At 41.9% G+C, this 17,452-nt stretch carries 12 protein-coding genes and 1 pseudogene; 12 read left to right on the forward strand and 1 reads right to left on the reverse strand.

Features of this window, described 5'->3' with window-relative positions:
- Nucleotides 1-24 precede the first annotated feature (24 nt).
- Nucleotides 25-1,545, reverse strand: a complete 1,521-nt coding sequence (locus tag T344_RS0123305; protein WP_027630700.1) for a response regulator transcription factor — start codon at nt 1,543-1,545, stop codon at nt 25-27.
- A 256-nt stretch (nt 1,546-1,801) separates the two neighbouring features.
- Here T344_RS0123305 and T344_RS0123310 point away from each other — a divergent pair, with 256 nt between their 5' ends.
- The 12 genes and pseudogenes from T344_RS0123310 (at nt 1,802) to T344_RS29145 (ending at nt 17,233) form a co-directional block, all read left to right on the forward strand.
- On the forward strand, nt 1,802-3,148 hold the full coding sequence (locus T344_RS0123310) for an ABC transporter substrate-binding protein (RefSeq protein WP_027630701.1): 1,347 nt from the start codon (nt 1,802-1,804) through the stop codon (nt 3,146-3,148).
- A gap of 76 nt (nt 3,149-3,224) precedes the next feature.
- On the forward strand, nt 3,225-4,208 hold the full coding sequence (locus T344_RS0123315; RefSeq protein ID WP_004624880.1) for a carbohydrate ABC transporter permease: 984 nt from the start codon (nt 3,225-3,227) through the stop codon (nt 4,206-4,208).
- The gene (locus tag T344_RS0123320) at nt 4,209-5,030 is read left to right on the forward strand and encodes a carbohydrate ABC transporter permease (RefSeq protein WP_027630702.1); all 822 of its coding nucleotides are present in this window, start codon (nt 4,209-4,211) and stop codon (nt 5,028-5,030) included.
- A 57-nt stretch (nt 5,031-5,087) separates the two neighbouring features.
- Nucleotides 5,088-7,244 (forward strand): hypothetical protein, encoded by a 2,157-nt coding sequence (locus T344_RS0123325; protein ID WP_027630703.1) that lies wholly within the window; start codon nt 5,088-5,090, stop codon nt 7,242-7,244.
- Nucleotides 7,245-7,267: 23 nt separating this feature from the next.
- A complete protein-coding gene (locus T344_RS0123330; RefSeq protein ID WP_027630704.1) occupies nt 7,268-9,934 on the forward strand; it encodes an alpha-L-rhamnosidase in 2,667 nt (888 codons plus the stop codon).
- A 51-nt stretch (nt 9,935-9,985) separates the two neighbouring features.
- The gene (locus tag T344_RS0123335) at nt 9,986-12,316 is read left to right on the forward strand and encodes a hypothetical protein (RefSeq protein ID WP_027630705.1); all 2,331 of its coding nucleotides are present in this window, start codon (nt 9,986-9,988) and stop codon (nt 12,314-12,316) included.
- A 593-nt stretch (nt 12,317-12,909) separates the two neighbouring features.
- On the forward strand, nt 12,910-14,214 hold the full coding sequence (locus tag T344_RS0123350; RefSeq protein WP_027630706.1) for an RNA-binding domain-containing protein: 1,305 nt from the start codon (nt 12,910-12,912) through the stop codon (nt 14,212-14,214).
- 156 nt (nt 14,215-14,370) lie between these two features.
- Entirely contained in the window at nt 14,371-14,550 is a 180-nt protein-coding gene (locus T344_RS31200; protein WP_162178053.1) for a hypothetical protein, read from the forward strand.
- A 9-nt stretch (nt 14,551-14,559) separates the two neighbouring features.
- Nucleotides 14,560-14,895 (forward strand): hypothetical protein, encoded by a 336-nt coding sequence (locus T344_RS0123355; RefSeq protein ID WP_027630707.1) that lies wholly within the window; start codon nt 14,560-14,562, stop codon nt 14,893-14,895.
- A gap of 356 nt (nt 14,896-15,251) precedes the next feature.
- Nucleotides 15,252-15,458 carry a TetR-like C-terminal domain-containing protein gene (locus T344_RS31205; RefSeq protein WP_242842132.1) on the forward strand — a complete coding sequence of 69 codons (207 nt, stop codon included), beginning with the start codon at nt 15,252-15,254 and terminating at the stop codon, nt 15,456-15,458.
- A gap of 362 nt (nt 15,459-15,820) precedes the next feature.
- Entirely contained in the window at nt 15,821-16,327 is a 507-nt protein-coding gene (locus T344_RS0123360) for a hypothetical protein (protein WP_027630708.1), read from the forward strand.
- Between the two features lie 176 nt (nt 16,328-16,503).
- A pseudogene (locus T344_RS29145) lies at nt 16,504-17,233 on the forward strand (BRO family protein).
- Nucleotides 17,234-17,452: the final 219 nt, after the last annotated feature.

The raw sequence follows: 17,452 nt of genomic DNA on the forward strand, positions 1-17,452 counted from the left end.
TTTATCAGCGCAAGATAAAAATTATTATTTGTAGGAATGCTGATTTCGGTATTCGTACGGGGTTTCCCCGGTAATTTTTTTAAAAGTTTTGCTTAAATACTGACTATTTGAGATTCCTATCTGTTGAGCTATATCACGTATTTTCATATTTGTACTGCAGAGCAGTTCCTTTGCCTGCAATATCCGATATTCTGCCAAATATTCGTGAAAAGCCTTTCCTGTTTCTGATTTGAATTTTCTGCCTATGTACATGCTATTGCTGTTAAGCAAGGCTGATGCTTCGCTCAAGGAAAGCCAGCTGTTATAATTTTTTTTGATATAATTAATGACAAAACAAGTAGATGCCGATAAGCCGCTTTTTAGCGTATTGCTGCGGTAAAGCTCGCTTAATTGCAGCAATAAATATTCGGATACACTTTCAACATCTAAAAGCTGTGAAATCTCTGTTTTGTTCTTTATAATATCCATGCCGAATCCCGACAATAGTAACAGGATCTGGTTAACACATTTTGAAAACAGTCCGAAATCTTCCATTTTACAAGCCCGATCCAGTACATCTGAGGTCTTATCCACCATTTCCTGATAAGAATTTAAAAAACCATCGCGGTTGATAAATGAAATATCCAACTCAGCGGCGATGCTATGCTTTATTTGCCCCGATATCTGCATTGCAGGAATTTTATTAAATATATACAACGGCAGGCACTTGTGCAATAATTCAAAATCATGATGAAGTGTCTCGAGTTTTGATGTGCGAGGGAGGTAAACAGCAAAAAAATTCATGCCAAACTTCTGAAGCAAGTCGTTCTGAATCGTATTTATAAGCTGCCGGACACAAAACAAATAGTCTTTGCCGCTCGTAACATTTTGGATACAGTTCGTCATGACAACTAAATCACCATTCTGTTCAAAAATATTTGTTGTATGGTTTTCGGGAATACTCAGCTCGACGGGGCTGCCCGTATAGGACGAGAAAAGGCTGTGTTCCTTGCTGCCCCTGAGCAGAAATGGAACAAGGGCAGTGAGCATAATTAGCGTAAACTGCTTGCGATAGGGTGATAAATGCGCCTGCTCCAGGATTGAGAGCTGGGCTATCGTTAAATGCCGCTGAAGATAGTTTTTCAGTGCGTGCGTACGTATCAAAGTATTTTCATTTTCCTGTTTTTCTATTTTTGCTCTCACTTTTTTCATTACATCCAGAAGCTTTTCCGAAGTCATCTCATGTTTGACAAGATACGTAAAAATGCCTACGTCAATAGCCCTCTGAGCATATGAAAAATTCATATATCCGCTAAGAATTATAAAAGTAACAAATGGAACAATTTCCTTGATCTTTTTGCACAGTTCAATACCATCCATCCCAGGGAGCGATACATCCATAAATACTATGTCCGGAGAACACTGCTTCACCAGTCTCAAAGCATTGTCAGGACTATAAGCCCATCCTTCAACAATAAATCCGCTATTTTCCCAGTCAATTAGTGTTAAAAGATCTGATATTACAATAGATTCGTCATCTACGAAAGTGACTTTTAGATTTCTCATGTCTTACGCACCTTGTTTTCCATACAAATGTCTATATATTTCTATAAATTTCTATATATTATTGTAAGCAAACGACCGTATTAGTATTATATCAAAAGCCCGCAGGAAACTCAATAAATATATAAATAATGTACAAAACCTATAGTTTGAAGTATTGTTTCTTTCGTCAGATTTACTAAAATTATAGATAAAGTATGGTATTCCCCATTGAAACGGCCGAATACCCGCAAATAAAACTGTAAAGGAGAAATGAAAAATGCAAACCAGAAAGAAAAGATTAGCCAGAGCACTTTCGCTGGTACTTTCGCTGTTGATGCTCCTGACTGTTGCCGCTGGGTGCGGAAGTGCAAACGAGCAGGACAATAACGGTACATCCACTCCTGCCACAAAGGCAGAAACCGGCAATAAACAGGCCGGCGGCCCGGTACCAATCACAATGTGGGGATGGAACGCAGGCGAAATTGAGAAAATTGTTGATGCCTATATTAAGCTCACCAATGCAAATATTTCTCTGGATTATGTCACGGTTCAGCAGATGGAAGCCTTCCAGAAGCTGCAGACAACTATTAATGCAGGCCTTGATATGCCTGACATAGTACCAAGTGAAATCAATCAGCGCGGTACTATGATGTCACTTGATATCTGGGAAGATCTGAGCAAGGAACCATTTAATTTTGATGAATCTCTTACTTTTGATTATTTTATGCCTCTGTGTAAAAATGAAAAGGGAGAACTGGTTTGCCTGCCATATGATGTTAGTACTGCAGCTTTGGCATACAAAAAAGATATGGCAAAGCAGTACCTTGGAACAGACGATCCCGAGGAGCTACAGAAAATGCTTCCTGACTGGGATACATTTAAAAAGGTCGGATTAGAGGTTCGTGATAAATCAGACGGGAAAATATTCATGTTTGCCAGCCTTACAAACGTAAAGCAGATTATAGACGGCCAGAATCCGGCTCCGATCATAAAAGACAATGTGCTCGACATGGACAGCTCAGTCAGAAAGACTGTTACAAGAATGGTTGATTTCAGAGATAGCGGGATTGTTGATAATATTATCGAATCTTCACCGGCGTATAATGCATCCTATGCTGAACGCAAGCATATTTTCTATCCGTGTGCTTCATGGAGTCCCAACTATGTCATTACGCCAAATGATCCGGATGGCGTTGATGCCTGGGGCTTGATGATTCCCCCGGAAGGCTGCTTCAGCTGGGGTGGATCAGGCTTTATGATTCCGAGAAAAGCATTGCATAAGCAGGAAGCGTTTAACCTTGTAAGCTGGTTCTTAACTGAAGAAGGAACGAAATCCCAGCGTGAAACTGTCAGGTTCAACATTAGCAATAGGCAAGCATATGACGATCCGGAATTTGCACAGTTAACTGAAAAAAGCTTTGGCGATCAAAACTTGGGGCAGATCTTGTTTGTTGAAGCAATGAAGAATATCAATGTGCGCCCTGTTTCTGTACATGATGTAGTAATCACCGATACATTCAACTTGGTAACTGAAGCAATTAACAACGACAGGACAATTGGCGTGGACGGTGCTCTTAAGATGATTGAGACAGAATTAAGAAATAAGATACCAGACTTGAAATAATAAAGAATAAGTTTGGAAGTGGAGGGGGCCCTTCACCGGGGCCCTCTTTTTCACTGAAAAGGGAGAGGTGTACAATATGTCTGGTGATATAAAAAGTGCGGGTAAAAAGCCGGCATTGACAGTCAGGATGAAAAAAATACAGGGGAAACATGTCTGGCCGTATATTTTCGTACTACCATTTTTTGTGATTTATCTGGCGTTTAACTTTTATCCCATTATATACTCCTTTGTAATTAGCCTGACAGAGTGGAGTGGCTTCGGAGAGTCCAAATTTGTTGGATTTGCTAATTATGTAAATATATTTACCAAGGATCCCTATTTTTTGAAATCTATTGGCAACACTTTGATTTTCATGGCCTTTGACATTCCAATCGTAATAATAGGCGGGATTTTATTAGCGGCCATTTTAAACAGCAGTCTTCTAAAAGGCAGCAGTTTTTTACGGCTTGCGACCTTTTCACCCTATATAACGATTCCGGTAGCAATAGGAGTATTATTCAGCTTACTGTTTGACTGGAATTCCGGTATGATTAATAAAATATTAGTGGGAGTAGGTGCGATAGACAGTGGTATCAATTTCCTTGGAGTGCCTGCCCTTATGCGGGTAGTCATCATTTTGATGATTTGCTGGAAGTATCTTGGATATCATATGATATTCTTTAATGCAGGGATTTTAGGGATTCCGACCGAGCTATACGAAGCTGCGGATGTGGATGGTGCATCCGGCTTTACAAAGTTCACCAGAATTACGATACCAATGCTGCGGCCGATTATTGAATTTCTGATTATTATGAATATAATCTGGGGCTTCCAATTGTTTGATGAGCCGAAGGTGCTATTATCGCCATGGACATCTGCAAGCGGCGGAGCAGGGACGGTTGGAGGATCTAAAAGGGCTGCACTGACCGCAATATGGAATCTTTATGATACAACCTTCGGAACACAGATGCAGTATGGAAAAGGTGCGGCGATTGCCTATGGATTGTTTATTTTTATTTCGGTATTCTCGGGTGTCGCTCTGCTGATTATAAATAGAAATAAAAGGAAGGGGGAAATTTAGGTGAAAACGAAAAAAATGAAGTCGATCGTTCTGACACTTTTTATGTTTGTACTTGCTTTAGTTGTTCTTTTTCCCTTCTACACCATGATCATGATGAGCACTCACTACAGCGAAAATATATACAAAGGATTACCTCTGCTGCCGGGCGGGTATTTTATGGAAAACCTGAAGACGGTATTTAATGCGCATTTTGAGATATTTTATAAAAACAGCCTGATTGTATCTGTCGGTGCCACTATCCTTTCACTTGCTGTCAGCACGTTATGCGGATATGCCCTGTCAAAATACAAATTTAAAGGCGCGAATTTTCTATTTAAATTTATTTTGGTGACGATGATGGTTCCAACTCAGCTCGGGCTGGTTGCGTTCGTTGTAGAAATGAAAAAAATCGGATGGATGAATACACTGCTGCCCCTTATCATTCCACCTGCAGCTACCGGCTTCGGTGTCTACTGGATGAGAAATTATATTGCGGGCGCCCTCCCTGACGAGCTTATCGAAAGCGGACGTATTGACGGTGCAAGGGAGCCGGGAATCTTAGTCAAAATTGCTTTGCCATGTATCAAACCGGCCATATTTTCTTTGGCGCTCATGAACTTTGTAACAAATTGGAACTCATTCTTGGTGCCCCTTATTGTATTGAATAAAACTGAGACTTATACGGTTCCAATTGGAATCATTAATCTTAACTCAGCCTACAGAAATGATCTGGCGGCAAAGATCACCGCCCTTGTACTGGGAACAGTCCCATTGCTGATTCTTTTTACGGCCACTTCGAAATCCTTCATCAGGGGTATTACAATGGGGGCAGTGAAAGGATAGCATAGGGGTAAAATACCGCAGATCCGATTGAAAAAAACGATAATGCAGGAGGTTATTATGGAAAGAGCAGTATATTGTTATGGATGGCTGACGGGAAGGCCAAACTGTCATCCTGTCCATACCATGAAGCATATCGGGATGGTGGAGGAATTAGCAAAAAATCATGCTACAATGTTATCCTGGAGCATGATGGGCAGCGGTGCGATCTCGCTGCCGTTTCTGGAACGGCAGATTTATGGAGAAGTTCCTCCGCAATTACGCTTCCATGGCTTTTTGAATGATAAGGAATTTAATGAGGAATGTCTGAAGAGAGGAATATTACCGTATGCTGTAGTATATCAGGCTCAGGGATGGGAGTTTCCGGTTATTTTAAACGAAGATCAGTCACAGATCCTGGAAATGAATCTGATCCGTTCGGATAAAAACACACAATGGTACGGTCTGAGAGAGTTTACAAATAACCGGTACAATACATTATTCAATAAAGCCTTCGAAGATTATTTCCCTGACGGACTGATTAACAGCGAGGGAGAAAAGGTAACAGATCTGTGGGAGGAATGCGCCACACGGGATATGTATGGAAAGGCTACCCACAGTCACTGGGTTGAGGTCGATGGATTAAGCCAGACATGCTACGGTATGTGCCGGAATAACCCGGTTTGGAGAGAGTACCTAAAGAAGATTATTGAAATTCAGGTTGATGCCGGCGCAATGGCTATACAACTGGATGAATCCGAAACGCCGATCTGCTCCATTGGCTATGGGGGATGCTTCTGCAAGGACTGTACGAAGCAATTCCGTGATTATCTTAAAAAACTAAATGGAAAGGGCAAATTGCCGCCCGAAATGGAAGGCCTGAATTTAGACAGCTTCGATTACGGCCTGTATTTGCGGGAGCGAAACATAGCGTGGCCTGAGGATTTAATGAATATACCGCTGTCGGAGATTTACTGGAAGTTCCTGGTGGAGACACACAATGTGCATTTACAGGAGATTATTTCCTTTGTAAAACAATATGGACAGCGACAGAAGGGAACAGACATCAAGGTAAGCGGGAACTTTTCAAACATGCACCTGATGTATTTTCCATCGCTGAAGGATGTAGATTGCTGCATTACCGAGCTGCGTCGTACGGTCTTCAAGCGTCACAACTGGATGCGGCTGGCTGTCGGTTATACAGGGGATAAACCGTTGATTCTGGCTGAAAGCCCCTATGACGGATTCATGCCGAAATTTGTTGAGCTGATCCATCGTGGGCAGGCTGATGATTATTACCGTCTGTTTATTATGGAAGCTGTTGTGCACGGATGCAGTATGGCATTTCCCTATGGTGCATGGATGGGCAATAAAACAAGGGATAGTTTCCATGCTCCTTATGAAACCGGGCAGCAGGTGCAGGATTTCATATATCGTCATGATGATTTGTTCAGCAAAAAATCCGGCGCAAATGTATTGGTGCTGTACAGTTATTCTTCCTATATGATGCGTGACTGGCAATGCGGGCAGGGAGAAAATCTGGTATATATCGATAAGGATGATTTACTTTCCTACTCTGTTGCTTATGATGAGCGTGCAGCAAAGATGCCATTTTTGGACATAACGCAAAAGATGACCGAACGGCAGGTCCCGTATGATGTGCTTGTGCTCGGGGATAATGAGATGGTGCCGGATACGTTCAGCGGTGAGGATTTGTCGTCCTTTGACATGATTGTAGTTCCGGATTGCAGTTACCTTACGGAAAACCAGGCCGGCATTATCAGGGAGTACGCACAGCACAAACCGGTATTTGTTTATGGAAGCTATGCATGTAATATACCGGATGCGTTAAAACACCTTGATGATCAAAAATATTCCGTAATAGCAAACAGGGATGACGATCCCGGATGTTTTGAGGACTTTATAGAGTCATTCTGTGTTGAGTATGATCAACACAGAACAATCGGGTTTGATAATAATAATATCTATTTGCAAAAGGCAATCACTGAAAACGGGACTGTGGTTCATATTCTTAATTATGCTTACGATGCAAAGCAGCATAGAACTATCCCGCAAACTGTTACTATTGATATTAAGCAGGAGAATGTAAAACGTATTTCTACTTATACGCTCTCAGGAGATCCGCTGAAATATGAACTGCTTCAGCCGGCGGAACACGGTTTTGTCAGGATCAGAGTATATGATGTGCCATGCTATGGGTCAGTGAGATTTGAATAACAATTTGATGGAGGTATCATATTATGCGGCCAGTCGGGCTCAGATGTGAATATGTTGAAAATCCGTTGGGAGTTCAGTCCGCCCGTCCGGTACTTAGCTGGATGGGCAGTGATTTCCGCAGAGGTGCGCACCAGGTTGCATATCAGGTAGTTGCATCATCAGATGAGGAAAAACTGAAGTCAGGCGACTACGATTTGTGGGACAGCGACAAGATGGAGAGTGAAAAATTCTTCTGTATTCCGTATGAAGGGAAAAAGCTGCACAGCGCGCAGAGAGTTTATTGGAAGGTAAGGATATGGGATGAACAGGGTAGTATGTCCCAATTTAGCGAACCTGCATATTTTGAAATGGGGCTCCTGCATTCCTCCGATTGGAAGGGGCGCTGGATGGGCTTCCTGGGTGGGCTTATCGGAAATGGCATTCTAATGCGCTATTCTTTTAAGGTTGAAAAAGAACCGGTAAGAGCGAGAGCATATATATGCGGAATAGGATATTATGAGCTGCGCCTGAATGGAGACAGGGTCGGAGATAAATTGCTGGATCCGGGTGCGACGGATTACAGTAAGACGTTGCTGTATTCTGCCTATGACGTTACGGATGGATTAGGGATCGGGCTGAATAGCGTCGGCATCATTCTGGGAACAGGATGGGCGGGCACACCAAGAGCTTTGCTGCAGCTCAATATCGAGTTTGCGGACGGTACCAGGCAGGAGGTTTATACTGACTGGGGGATAGGCTGGTGCGTTGCAAAAGGCCCTATTGTATACAACAGTATCTATGACGGGGAAGATTATGACGCCAGACTGGAAAAAGACGGCTGGGATACGCCAGAATATCAAGATACATTTTTAATTGAGCATCAGCGCCCGGAAGGCTGGAGCCTGGCAACAATTATCGAACCGCCGGGAGGAGAGCTGGTGGGAGAGATATCTACTCCGATACGGTGTACAGGGGTGACTATACCAAAGCATATAAAAACATTGCCTGACGGCAGAGAATTATTTGATGTAGGCGAGAACCAAAGCGGATGGGTACGTATCAGGGTAAAAGGTGAGCGCGGAGCGAAGGTGAAATTGACATTTGCAGAGGTGCTGAAGCCTGATGGTGATCTGGAAATGTCATATCTTCGTTTAGCCCGTTGCCAGGACAGTTATATTCTGCGCGGGGATAAAGGTATTGAAGAATACGCGCCCCGTTTCACCTACCACGGATTCAGGTATTTCACAGTAGAGACCGCCGGCATTGTGTCCATTAAATCAATGCAGATGGAATTTATCCGAAGCGATCTAAAACAGAATGCTGAATTTGAATGCAGTGATGAATTTCTGAACAGACTGGTTCACATCATGTGGCATACTGACGCCTGCAATATGCACAGTATACCTACCGACTGCTGTCAGCGTGATGAAAGACATGGCTGGACCACTGACACCACGTCAAGAGCGGAAGGCAGTGTTTACCATTTTGATGTATCAAGCTTTTTCGAAAAATGGACAAGAGATGTATTTGATACGCAGGATGAAAACGGATACTTTGCAGACACGGCTCCGCACCGCTGGGGCAGGCGCCCATGCGACCCGCAGGTAAATACCCCGATTAGCCTGCCGCTGCTTTTATATCGCGCATACGGTAATAAGAGAGTTATAGAACAAAACTATGAGAGCATGAAACGTTATATCGAAGTTTTACTAAAGGAAGCCGACGACCTTCTTATATCAAGAACAGGATTCGGCGAATGGGCATGCCCGGCGGAGGAATGCTATCCGGAGCCTTATGGAGCAGGTGCGGTTTCGAAGCATGTAACAGCTACCCTCGTATCTACGGCATACCTGCATTATTCGGTGACTCAACTCAAGCAGATGGCCGGAATTCTTGGTCACGATGAAGATGCTTTGTATTTTGAGAATCTGGCAGCCGCCATAAAGGAAAAGTACAATGCCCGTTTCTTTAATGAAGCTGCCTCGCAATACGATATGGGAAGCCAGAGCTCCAATACATTATCTGTTTCCCTTGGGCTGACGCCTGAAAAATACCGGGAAGCTGTAATACGTAATATAGCCGAAAACGTGGCTGAACACGATTACCATTTGACCACAGGCAACATGGGGACGAAATCCATCGTTGAAACATTGTCGGAGAACGGCTATGAGGACTTGGTATATACCATTATGACACAGAAAACGTCGCCCAGCTTCGGGTATATGCTGGAGAAGGGGGCGACAAGCATATGGGAGCGCTGGGAGGCAGATCGTAACAATAACATCATGAATTCCCAGAATCATCCCATGCTTTCTGCCTGCAACGTATGGTTCTACAAGTATTTGGGAGGGATTCGCTTCATTGACGACACAGCAGCATATCAACAGTTGCTGATTGCGCCGACAATTCCATCACAGCTTGAATATGCAAAAACAGAAATGGATATTATGGCAGGGCATGTTTCAACACACTGGAAAAAAGAGAACGGGAGCCTAATGTTGAATGTGGAGATTCCGTTTAACACTTCGGCCAGCGTAATCATTCCAAAAAAATTTGCGGTTGAAGGGGCAAAGCTGTATGAGGGGGGTAGCATCATCTGCGATTACAGCAACAACGCTTCTTTATGCCAGGGAATTACCTCTGTAGAATCCTGTGAAGACAGGTATGTGGTTGAGATTCTAAGCGGAAGTTACAGCTTTTTATTGGAATAATGAGGGGCGTATACCACCGCAGCATAGAAGTAAATTTGGGGGGAGGTTAACATGGATAATTACATCATAGATAATAATAAAATTCGTATGCAGTGTGATGTTAAAAATCTGTATTGTGAGCGTATTTTTGTCAAATCAGACAAAGAGTGGGTTCCGGTTCTGTGCTCAGTACCATTTGCGACCATACCGACGGATGAACGCCATTTTGCAGCATTTGCACAAGAACCCACAGAACCTTATGTTAAGATGGAAGGTGAGTCTGCCCGGATTTGTCTTGAACATCCTGATTATACTGTGAGCCGTACTATTCGGCTTTCACAAAAAGCGGATGCGGTTGATTTTACCGTGACGTTTCGTGTGAAGAAGAAAATTACGCTGCGTGCACTGGAAGATAAATGGAGCTTCCTTCCTGACCGACGCGAGCAGGATGATGCATTGACAGGTCCGCTGGACTTTGTGTGGAGCCAGAGGATTAAAACATTACCTGCCGACTTTGTGTCCCACTACAACTTCAGGACACCGATTGTAATGATGCAGCAGGGTGAAATATTTGCGGGGATTGTTCCGGGACTCGAAAACGTAAAAAAGGAAGATCTGGACAAGGCACCGCTTGGGATGGATCTGGATGTTACACGTGACAGATATCCATGGATGTCATATGGCGTGATCGTGGGACAGGAAATGACCCCTGACAAGCCTTGTGAGGCTGGACATTCGCATATTGTACGGGGATCTAGTCCAGAATTCTGTAGGGTTGTACTTGATACCGGTGATGAGATCACCTACAGTTATTCAATAATTGTATCGCCGCAGCCTGTGAAGCTTGGCTATCGCTATGCGGTGCGATATCTGTGGCAGCGGTACGGAGCTCCTCAAATGGAGCTGGAGCATAGTCTGCCTAACAATCCGCGTTTTCGTGATGTTAAGACGCTTAAGCAATGGCAGCTTGAGATATGGGATAAAAATGCGGAAAATGATTATTTCTCCTATACCAAAGACGGAAAAACCGTGGGCGGAATAACAGGAAGACGTCAGGGAGAATGGTTCAGCCGGACCGATCACAAGCATGATCTCTGGTATGCGTGCTGGCTGCAGGAGTTTGTTACCGGCTACGGCACTTATTTATATGGAAAGTCGTCCGGGAAGCATAAATGGATGGAAAGGGCGGAACAGATCCTGAACCATATCTTGTCCGCGCCGCGCACGATGGGTATGTTTCCTGTTATATGCTACTATGAATCTGACGGCAGTGAAACCTGGCTGAAGGATGACGGATGGGCAGGATACCGTAACGAATTTCATACTCTGCATATGTCATGGACTGCATGGCTTATGCTAAGATGGGGTACAAAAGCATTCCCGGGGCGCATGGAGGATATATTGGAATTTTGCAAGCCCTATGCTGACTTTTTGATTGCCAGGCAGCACGAAGATGGCTGTATTCCGTCATGGTATGATGACGATGGGAATCCATCCAGGGTTCAGTTTCGTGATTTTAATGCCGAAACTGCAACCAGTGCGCTGTTTTTAATGGAAATCGGCGAGATTGCAAAAAATGAACAGTATCTTGCTGCGGGGATGAAAGGGCTGGATTTCATTACAGAATACGTGATTCCGCGCAAAAGGTGGTTTGATCTTGAGACGTTTTTATCATGTTCGAGGAAGGACTTCGATTTTTATGATTCCATTACGGCGCAGTATCCACAGTGTAATCTGTCTCAAATCCATGCATCAATTGCATACTTGAAGCGTTACCACATTACGCAAAAGGAAAACGACCTGAAGCTCGCAGAGCAGATGGCGGACTATCTCCTTTTAACACAGCAGCTTTGGAACCATCCGCTGCTTCATATCAATTCCTTCGGCGGATTTACGGTCCAAAATGCTGATAATGAGTGGAGTGATGTCAGGGAAGGACTTTGCGCCATGCTGCTTTATCAGTATTATCTGGCTACCGGAAAGCAGGAATATCTGGAGCGCAGTGTTGCTGCAATGCATGCGGGATTTGAGGTTTTACCCTATGAAAACTGGGCCCATTGCGGTTATGAAGGAATGCAATATGATTCAAGTCTTTTATGGGGCGGAGGTGTTATTCTGACGGCTGCAGAATATTTGGATGCGGAGATGGGTGCAATGGCCATTGATGCTGACGGTGGCTTCGGTACAGGTATAGATGGATGCGTCGTCAAAAAGGTGGAAGTAAACGGGGATGAGATACTCATAGATGCCACTTTTGTCGGACGGGAAGAGAACAGCCCGTTTTCCATGCGGGTATTTTCCCGCAACTCGAGAAAATATACTATTAAAATCAATGACAGGGTCATCGGTGAGTTTTCACCTGAACAACTAAAGAATAAGATTTTAATTAACGGAATGGAATAAATCAATAAAATGCTCCGCCGCAATTGCGACGGAGCATTTTTCCTGTGAAACGAAATCTTCAAAAAAGAAGACCTCAGGGCGGATTTTCAGAAAGATATTCTGCCGTCAAGGAATAACTAGGTTTTCATGACAGCATTTTTGTCTACCCAAGGCACGTGGAGATTATAGCTCTGAATAACGAATCATGGTTATGATGATAAATGAGGAGGTAAAACCACAACATATAGTGGTTTTGGAGCAGAAATTGAGCAGAAATCCAAGTAAAAAAGTGCGTTTTGACCCTGATTTTTGGAGTGTTTCATAGATGATACATAGATTTAAAAAGAAATTCAGTATATTAAGGCTAAGCGGTAAATCATTTAATGATCTGCAGCTTAGCTTTTTATATACAGATATGAAACAGTCTGAAAGATATAGGAAAGTCCATTATAAGATGTAGTGCTCCGCTTTATTGCATTAAATATTGTATTATTATAAAAGATAATGAGAGTATTCCCTTGTCGTAAGCTGTCAGGATGTTATTCTTGCTTTCTACCACTCGTTGTGTTACTATCGTGTTAGAAGTGATAGTAACTGATAGAAGGAGCGGTATTATGAAGTTATTTGAGAGTGAAACAGTTGAATTAAAGCAAGTCTATACATCTGATCTAAAGAAAGAAATTGTTGCCTTTGCAAATACAAACGGCGGTACAATCTATATTGGTGTAGACGACAGCGGAGAAATTGTTGGTCTCGATAATGCCGACTTTGTTATGCAGCAGATATCAAACTCATTAAGAGACAGTATCAGACCAGATATCTCTATGTTTATTAATATAGAGTTAATGAAAGAAGATAGCAAGTTTTTTATTAAGCTTACTGTCAGCCAGGGCACAAAAAAGCCATATTACCTGTCAGATAAAGGACTGAAACCAACAGGTGTCTATATTAGGAGTGGAACAACATCCGCACCAGCGTCAGAAGATGCAATCCGCATGATGATAAAAATGACAGATGGTGATTCCTTTGAGGCAAATCGTTCTCTGACCCAAGAGTTGACTTTTAATACACTAAATGAGGAATTCAAACGAAGAGGATTAGAATTTACAGAAGTACAAATGAAAAACTTAGGCATTCTATCTTCTGATAATATTTACACAAATATGGGGCTGCTTGTTTCAGACCAATGCAAACATTCTATCAAATTTGCGATTTTTCAAGGTACAGATAAATTAGTATTTAAAGATAGAAAAGAGCTTGGTGGTTCTCTTTTTGCCCAGCTTGCAGATGCCTATAAAACCATTGATTTTTATAATGGTACAAAAGCTACGTTCCATGATTTATTGCGCACAGATGAGAGAGATTACCCCGAAGATGCCGTTCGTGAAGCATTGCTGAATGCTATTGTTCACAGGGATTACTCTTTTAGTGGCAGTACGTTTATAAACCTTTATTCTGACCGTTTAGAGATTATCTCGTTAGGAGGACTAGTCTCAGGATTATCCCTAGAGGCAGCTATGCTTGGAGCATCACAAACCAGGAATGAAAAGCTTGCAGCCCTATTTTATAGAATGAAGCTCATTGAGGCATACGGAGCAGGTATTAGTAAGATCCTAAGCTGTTACAAGGGGTTACCGGTACGGCCTGAGTTTGAAAATGTTGAAGGCGCATTCAAAGTAGTCCTTCCTAATATTCATGCTCAAGCTTTAAGAGCAGAAGAGGAGAAGTATCTGCCAATACTCAGATTGTTTGAAGGTCAAAAAGAAATTGCTCGCTCTGATGTTGAAGAAGCTTTGGGGAGCGGTATGACGCATGCCATTAATATGCTCAAAGAAATGCAGGAAAGAGGGCTTATCATAAAAGTCGGCAATGGCAGGCTGACAAGGTATGCGGTGAAACGAAAGGATTCTAATATTTAGAAAGAAAACCTCTGTGTCATAAAATGCTGCCTGCATCAACCGGAGGTGTCCATAGCTACGGCTATGCCTGTATGTATCAAAATTTAGGGATTAAGATGAATAAATTTGCAGGTTCTGCACAAAACGATATAAAATTATGCAAAAAGACGATCTGATGTGCAGAAAGAGAGTGCGCATATAAGAGAATTCATCTACTGTATATTACCAGATGAACTGTTCTGCAATGGTATCATGAGCTTGGTATCAGCCATCAGGCAAGAAAACGGCATATATACGAAATACGGAGAAGACACAATCATAACACAGAGAACCTCGCCGACAGGCGACGGTATATAAGGTGATCGAATGGCAAAGCATGAGTTTGGAATCTTTGAAACGGAGCCGGAGCAAGATAAAAGGTATGATGAATATTGCCCCGAAAAATATGGCTGCATTGCAATACACGACGATTACATTGAACCCCTGCTCGGGGAATTAAGTGTACTGGAAACCTATATTCACACCCTTTTCCGTCCGGGCAACGGGCTCGTATATTACGGCATAACATTAATACCGCCGTCATCGCTGCTCGAATTTAAGAAAATAATTGACTTAACCGGCAGAAAAGAGTTGCAGGCCCTTTCTAAAAAAATAGAGGAAGCGATGCAGCGTCATAAATTTATGATCCATTACGGAATATAAGTAACCTCTGAAATTCAGCGGGGAGTGTTTTCTTACGAAGATACCCCGCTTTTTTTATGCCCCTTTTTAGGGATCTAAATGTATGATATCAAAACGAATGGAGGACAACCCTATTCAAATGACTGCCGAGGATGCTATCCTTACAGTATCACAGAACCTCCTGTCGTAGTTACTATTCTACGATAGTAGGTCTTTTCGTCATTATCCTTTTTTCTTGGATCTGCTCACTGTTCTGTAATTAAGCTTTCTACATCGTAAAGCCGTGTGCCTTTATTCCGTACTTTCTGGCATCTGTAATAACTTCCTGTACGGCATAGCCAACTTTAAAATGGTTATGCGCCACAAGCGCATAGGACATGCTTTTCGGAGAAACCGAGGTTATCGGTATAAAGTCAGAGAACCACGCATTTTCAAATGGTGTAACTACTCATTTTTTAGCTTCTGGGTTTATTGGCGTATTGGAATGGTGGATCAATAATTCTATGCCTTGCAATGTTCAGGAAATTACTGAGCAGCTTATGTTTTTGCTGGAACCATACACCAAGCACCTTGTATCACGCTAACTTAATTTGCTGATAATATTTTTACTATTAACTTGAATTGAAATGCAAAAGTAGGCAACAAATCAACTAAAAAGGGCCTATCCAGACGACTTTATGCGAAATATAGGTTTCCGCCAAGGGAATACCAGATGTGTACGGCATCTTATTGAGCGTATGTTAAGGTTAAAAATCAAAAAAACTTGAATCAAACCTTGTATTCATACAGATTTTACGAAAATGCGGATTGAAAACAGTTTTGAAAAGTGCTGTACCAGAAATGGTATGGCATTTTTGATTTTTATTAAAGTATATTTAGAGAATGTTTGTAAATAGAGGATTTATGGTCTATTCTTAAATAAAAGAATCCCCAAAGTAGAAATTCGATGAAAAATGAAAAAATTCCAAGACTTTTGCTGGTTCTTGAAATGCTCCAAAGGACAGATGTTGAACATCCTCTTAACACAACGAAAATCATAAACAAATTAATGCAATGTGGTGTTGACGCTGAGCGGAAGGCAGTGCTGCGAGATTTGAAAGCTCTGAAAGCCGTTGAATATAAAATTATCAAGTGTGACAATCACAATCGTAGCTATTATATGGAAGCGTACCTTTTTGAGAAGCATGAGTTGAAAATAATTGCAGATTTGGTAGCAGATGCAGCATTCCTCACTGTTCAAGCAAGTACAGCAATTTTGCAGAAAATATGGTCATTATGTTCGGTTTCCACTGCATCGCTGCTGGAGGAAGGCAGTTTTATAAATGAGTCTAATAAATGGTTGCTTCACATGGGCTTAAAAGTAAAAATCTTGCGTACAGAGGAACTGCAAATGCAGTTTGTAGAGTATGTCCGGAGAAGATACGCCGATTACTTGGAACAGTATCGTTTATAAAATCAGTGATGTCGTAAAGTGTTAAGCATACTAATAGAGATATTATTTTTATAATGTTATGGAGGAAAATGGGAATTTTTATCGAATAATATATTATTATAAGCAAAGAATTAGTGATTCTTGAATTTGATATAAATACTTCAGACAGCGATATTTAAAAAGATGGGGGATGCGTGGTGGATAAGGAGAATACGATTAAATTATTTGAAGATAGAAGAGTACGTGTTTTATGGGATGAAAAAAAAGAAAAATGGTTTTTCTCTATTATTGACGTTATGAAGTGCTGACTGGAACTGATCGCCCCCGGAAATATTGGAGCGACCTGAAATCTAAACTTAATTCAGAAGGGAGTCAACTGTCCGAAAAAATCGGACAGTTGAAAATGAAAGCCGAAGACGGAAAAATGCGGTTGACCGATGTTGCCGACACGGAGCAACTTCTGCGTTTGATTCAGTCAATCCCATCTCCAAAAGCAGAACCTTTTAAAATATGGCTTGCAAAGGTTGGAGAGGAAAGAATAGACGAAATCGCTGATCCTGAACTTGCAATTGAGCGTGCCCTCGAAACATATCTCAAAAAGGTATTGAATATGCAATATTAACGGACGAGATCTCTAAGTCCTGGGCAGGATTAACTACTAAAGAATATAAGAAGCTTAAAGACTTAAAAAAGGAAAGTTTACGGGATAATATGACGAATCTCGAATTGGTTTTGAATATGCTCGCAGAAGCTTCAACTACCGAAATTTCCAAACAAAAAGAGCCGGAAACCTTTGAAGAAAATAAGACAGTGGCTCGACAAGGCGGTCAGGTTGCAAAGGCAGCCAGAAAGCAACTTGAAGAAACGACAGGAAAAAAAGTTGTAACAAGCAAGAATGCAAAGAGTATGAAGGAGCTTAAGGAGTAGTGGAATCGCTGTATTTGGTACTAGTTATGAATAGTAAATTATCTGAAGTTTGGCGAAAAAAAGGCTCAAGTACCTATAGATGCTTGAGCTTTAAAATTGGCAGGAACCACGCTAAACTTTAGATAATTGTCATAGAACGAAACTGCGGAAATTTTGGCACTGACTATAACTATGGGGTTTTAATCTTTTCTGGACATCATATTTCTGGATTTTTATCAA

Origin of the sequence: Ruminiclostridium cellobioparum DSM 1351 = ATCC 15832 (genome assembly GCF_000621505.1) — a bacterium.
GTDB classification, from domain to species: domain Bacteria; phylum Bacillota; class Clostridia; order Acetivibrionales; family DSM-1351; genus Ruminiclostridium; species Ruminiclostridium cellobioparum.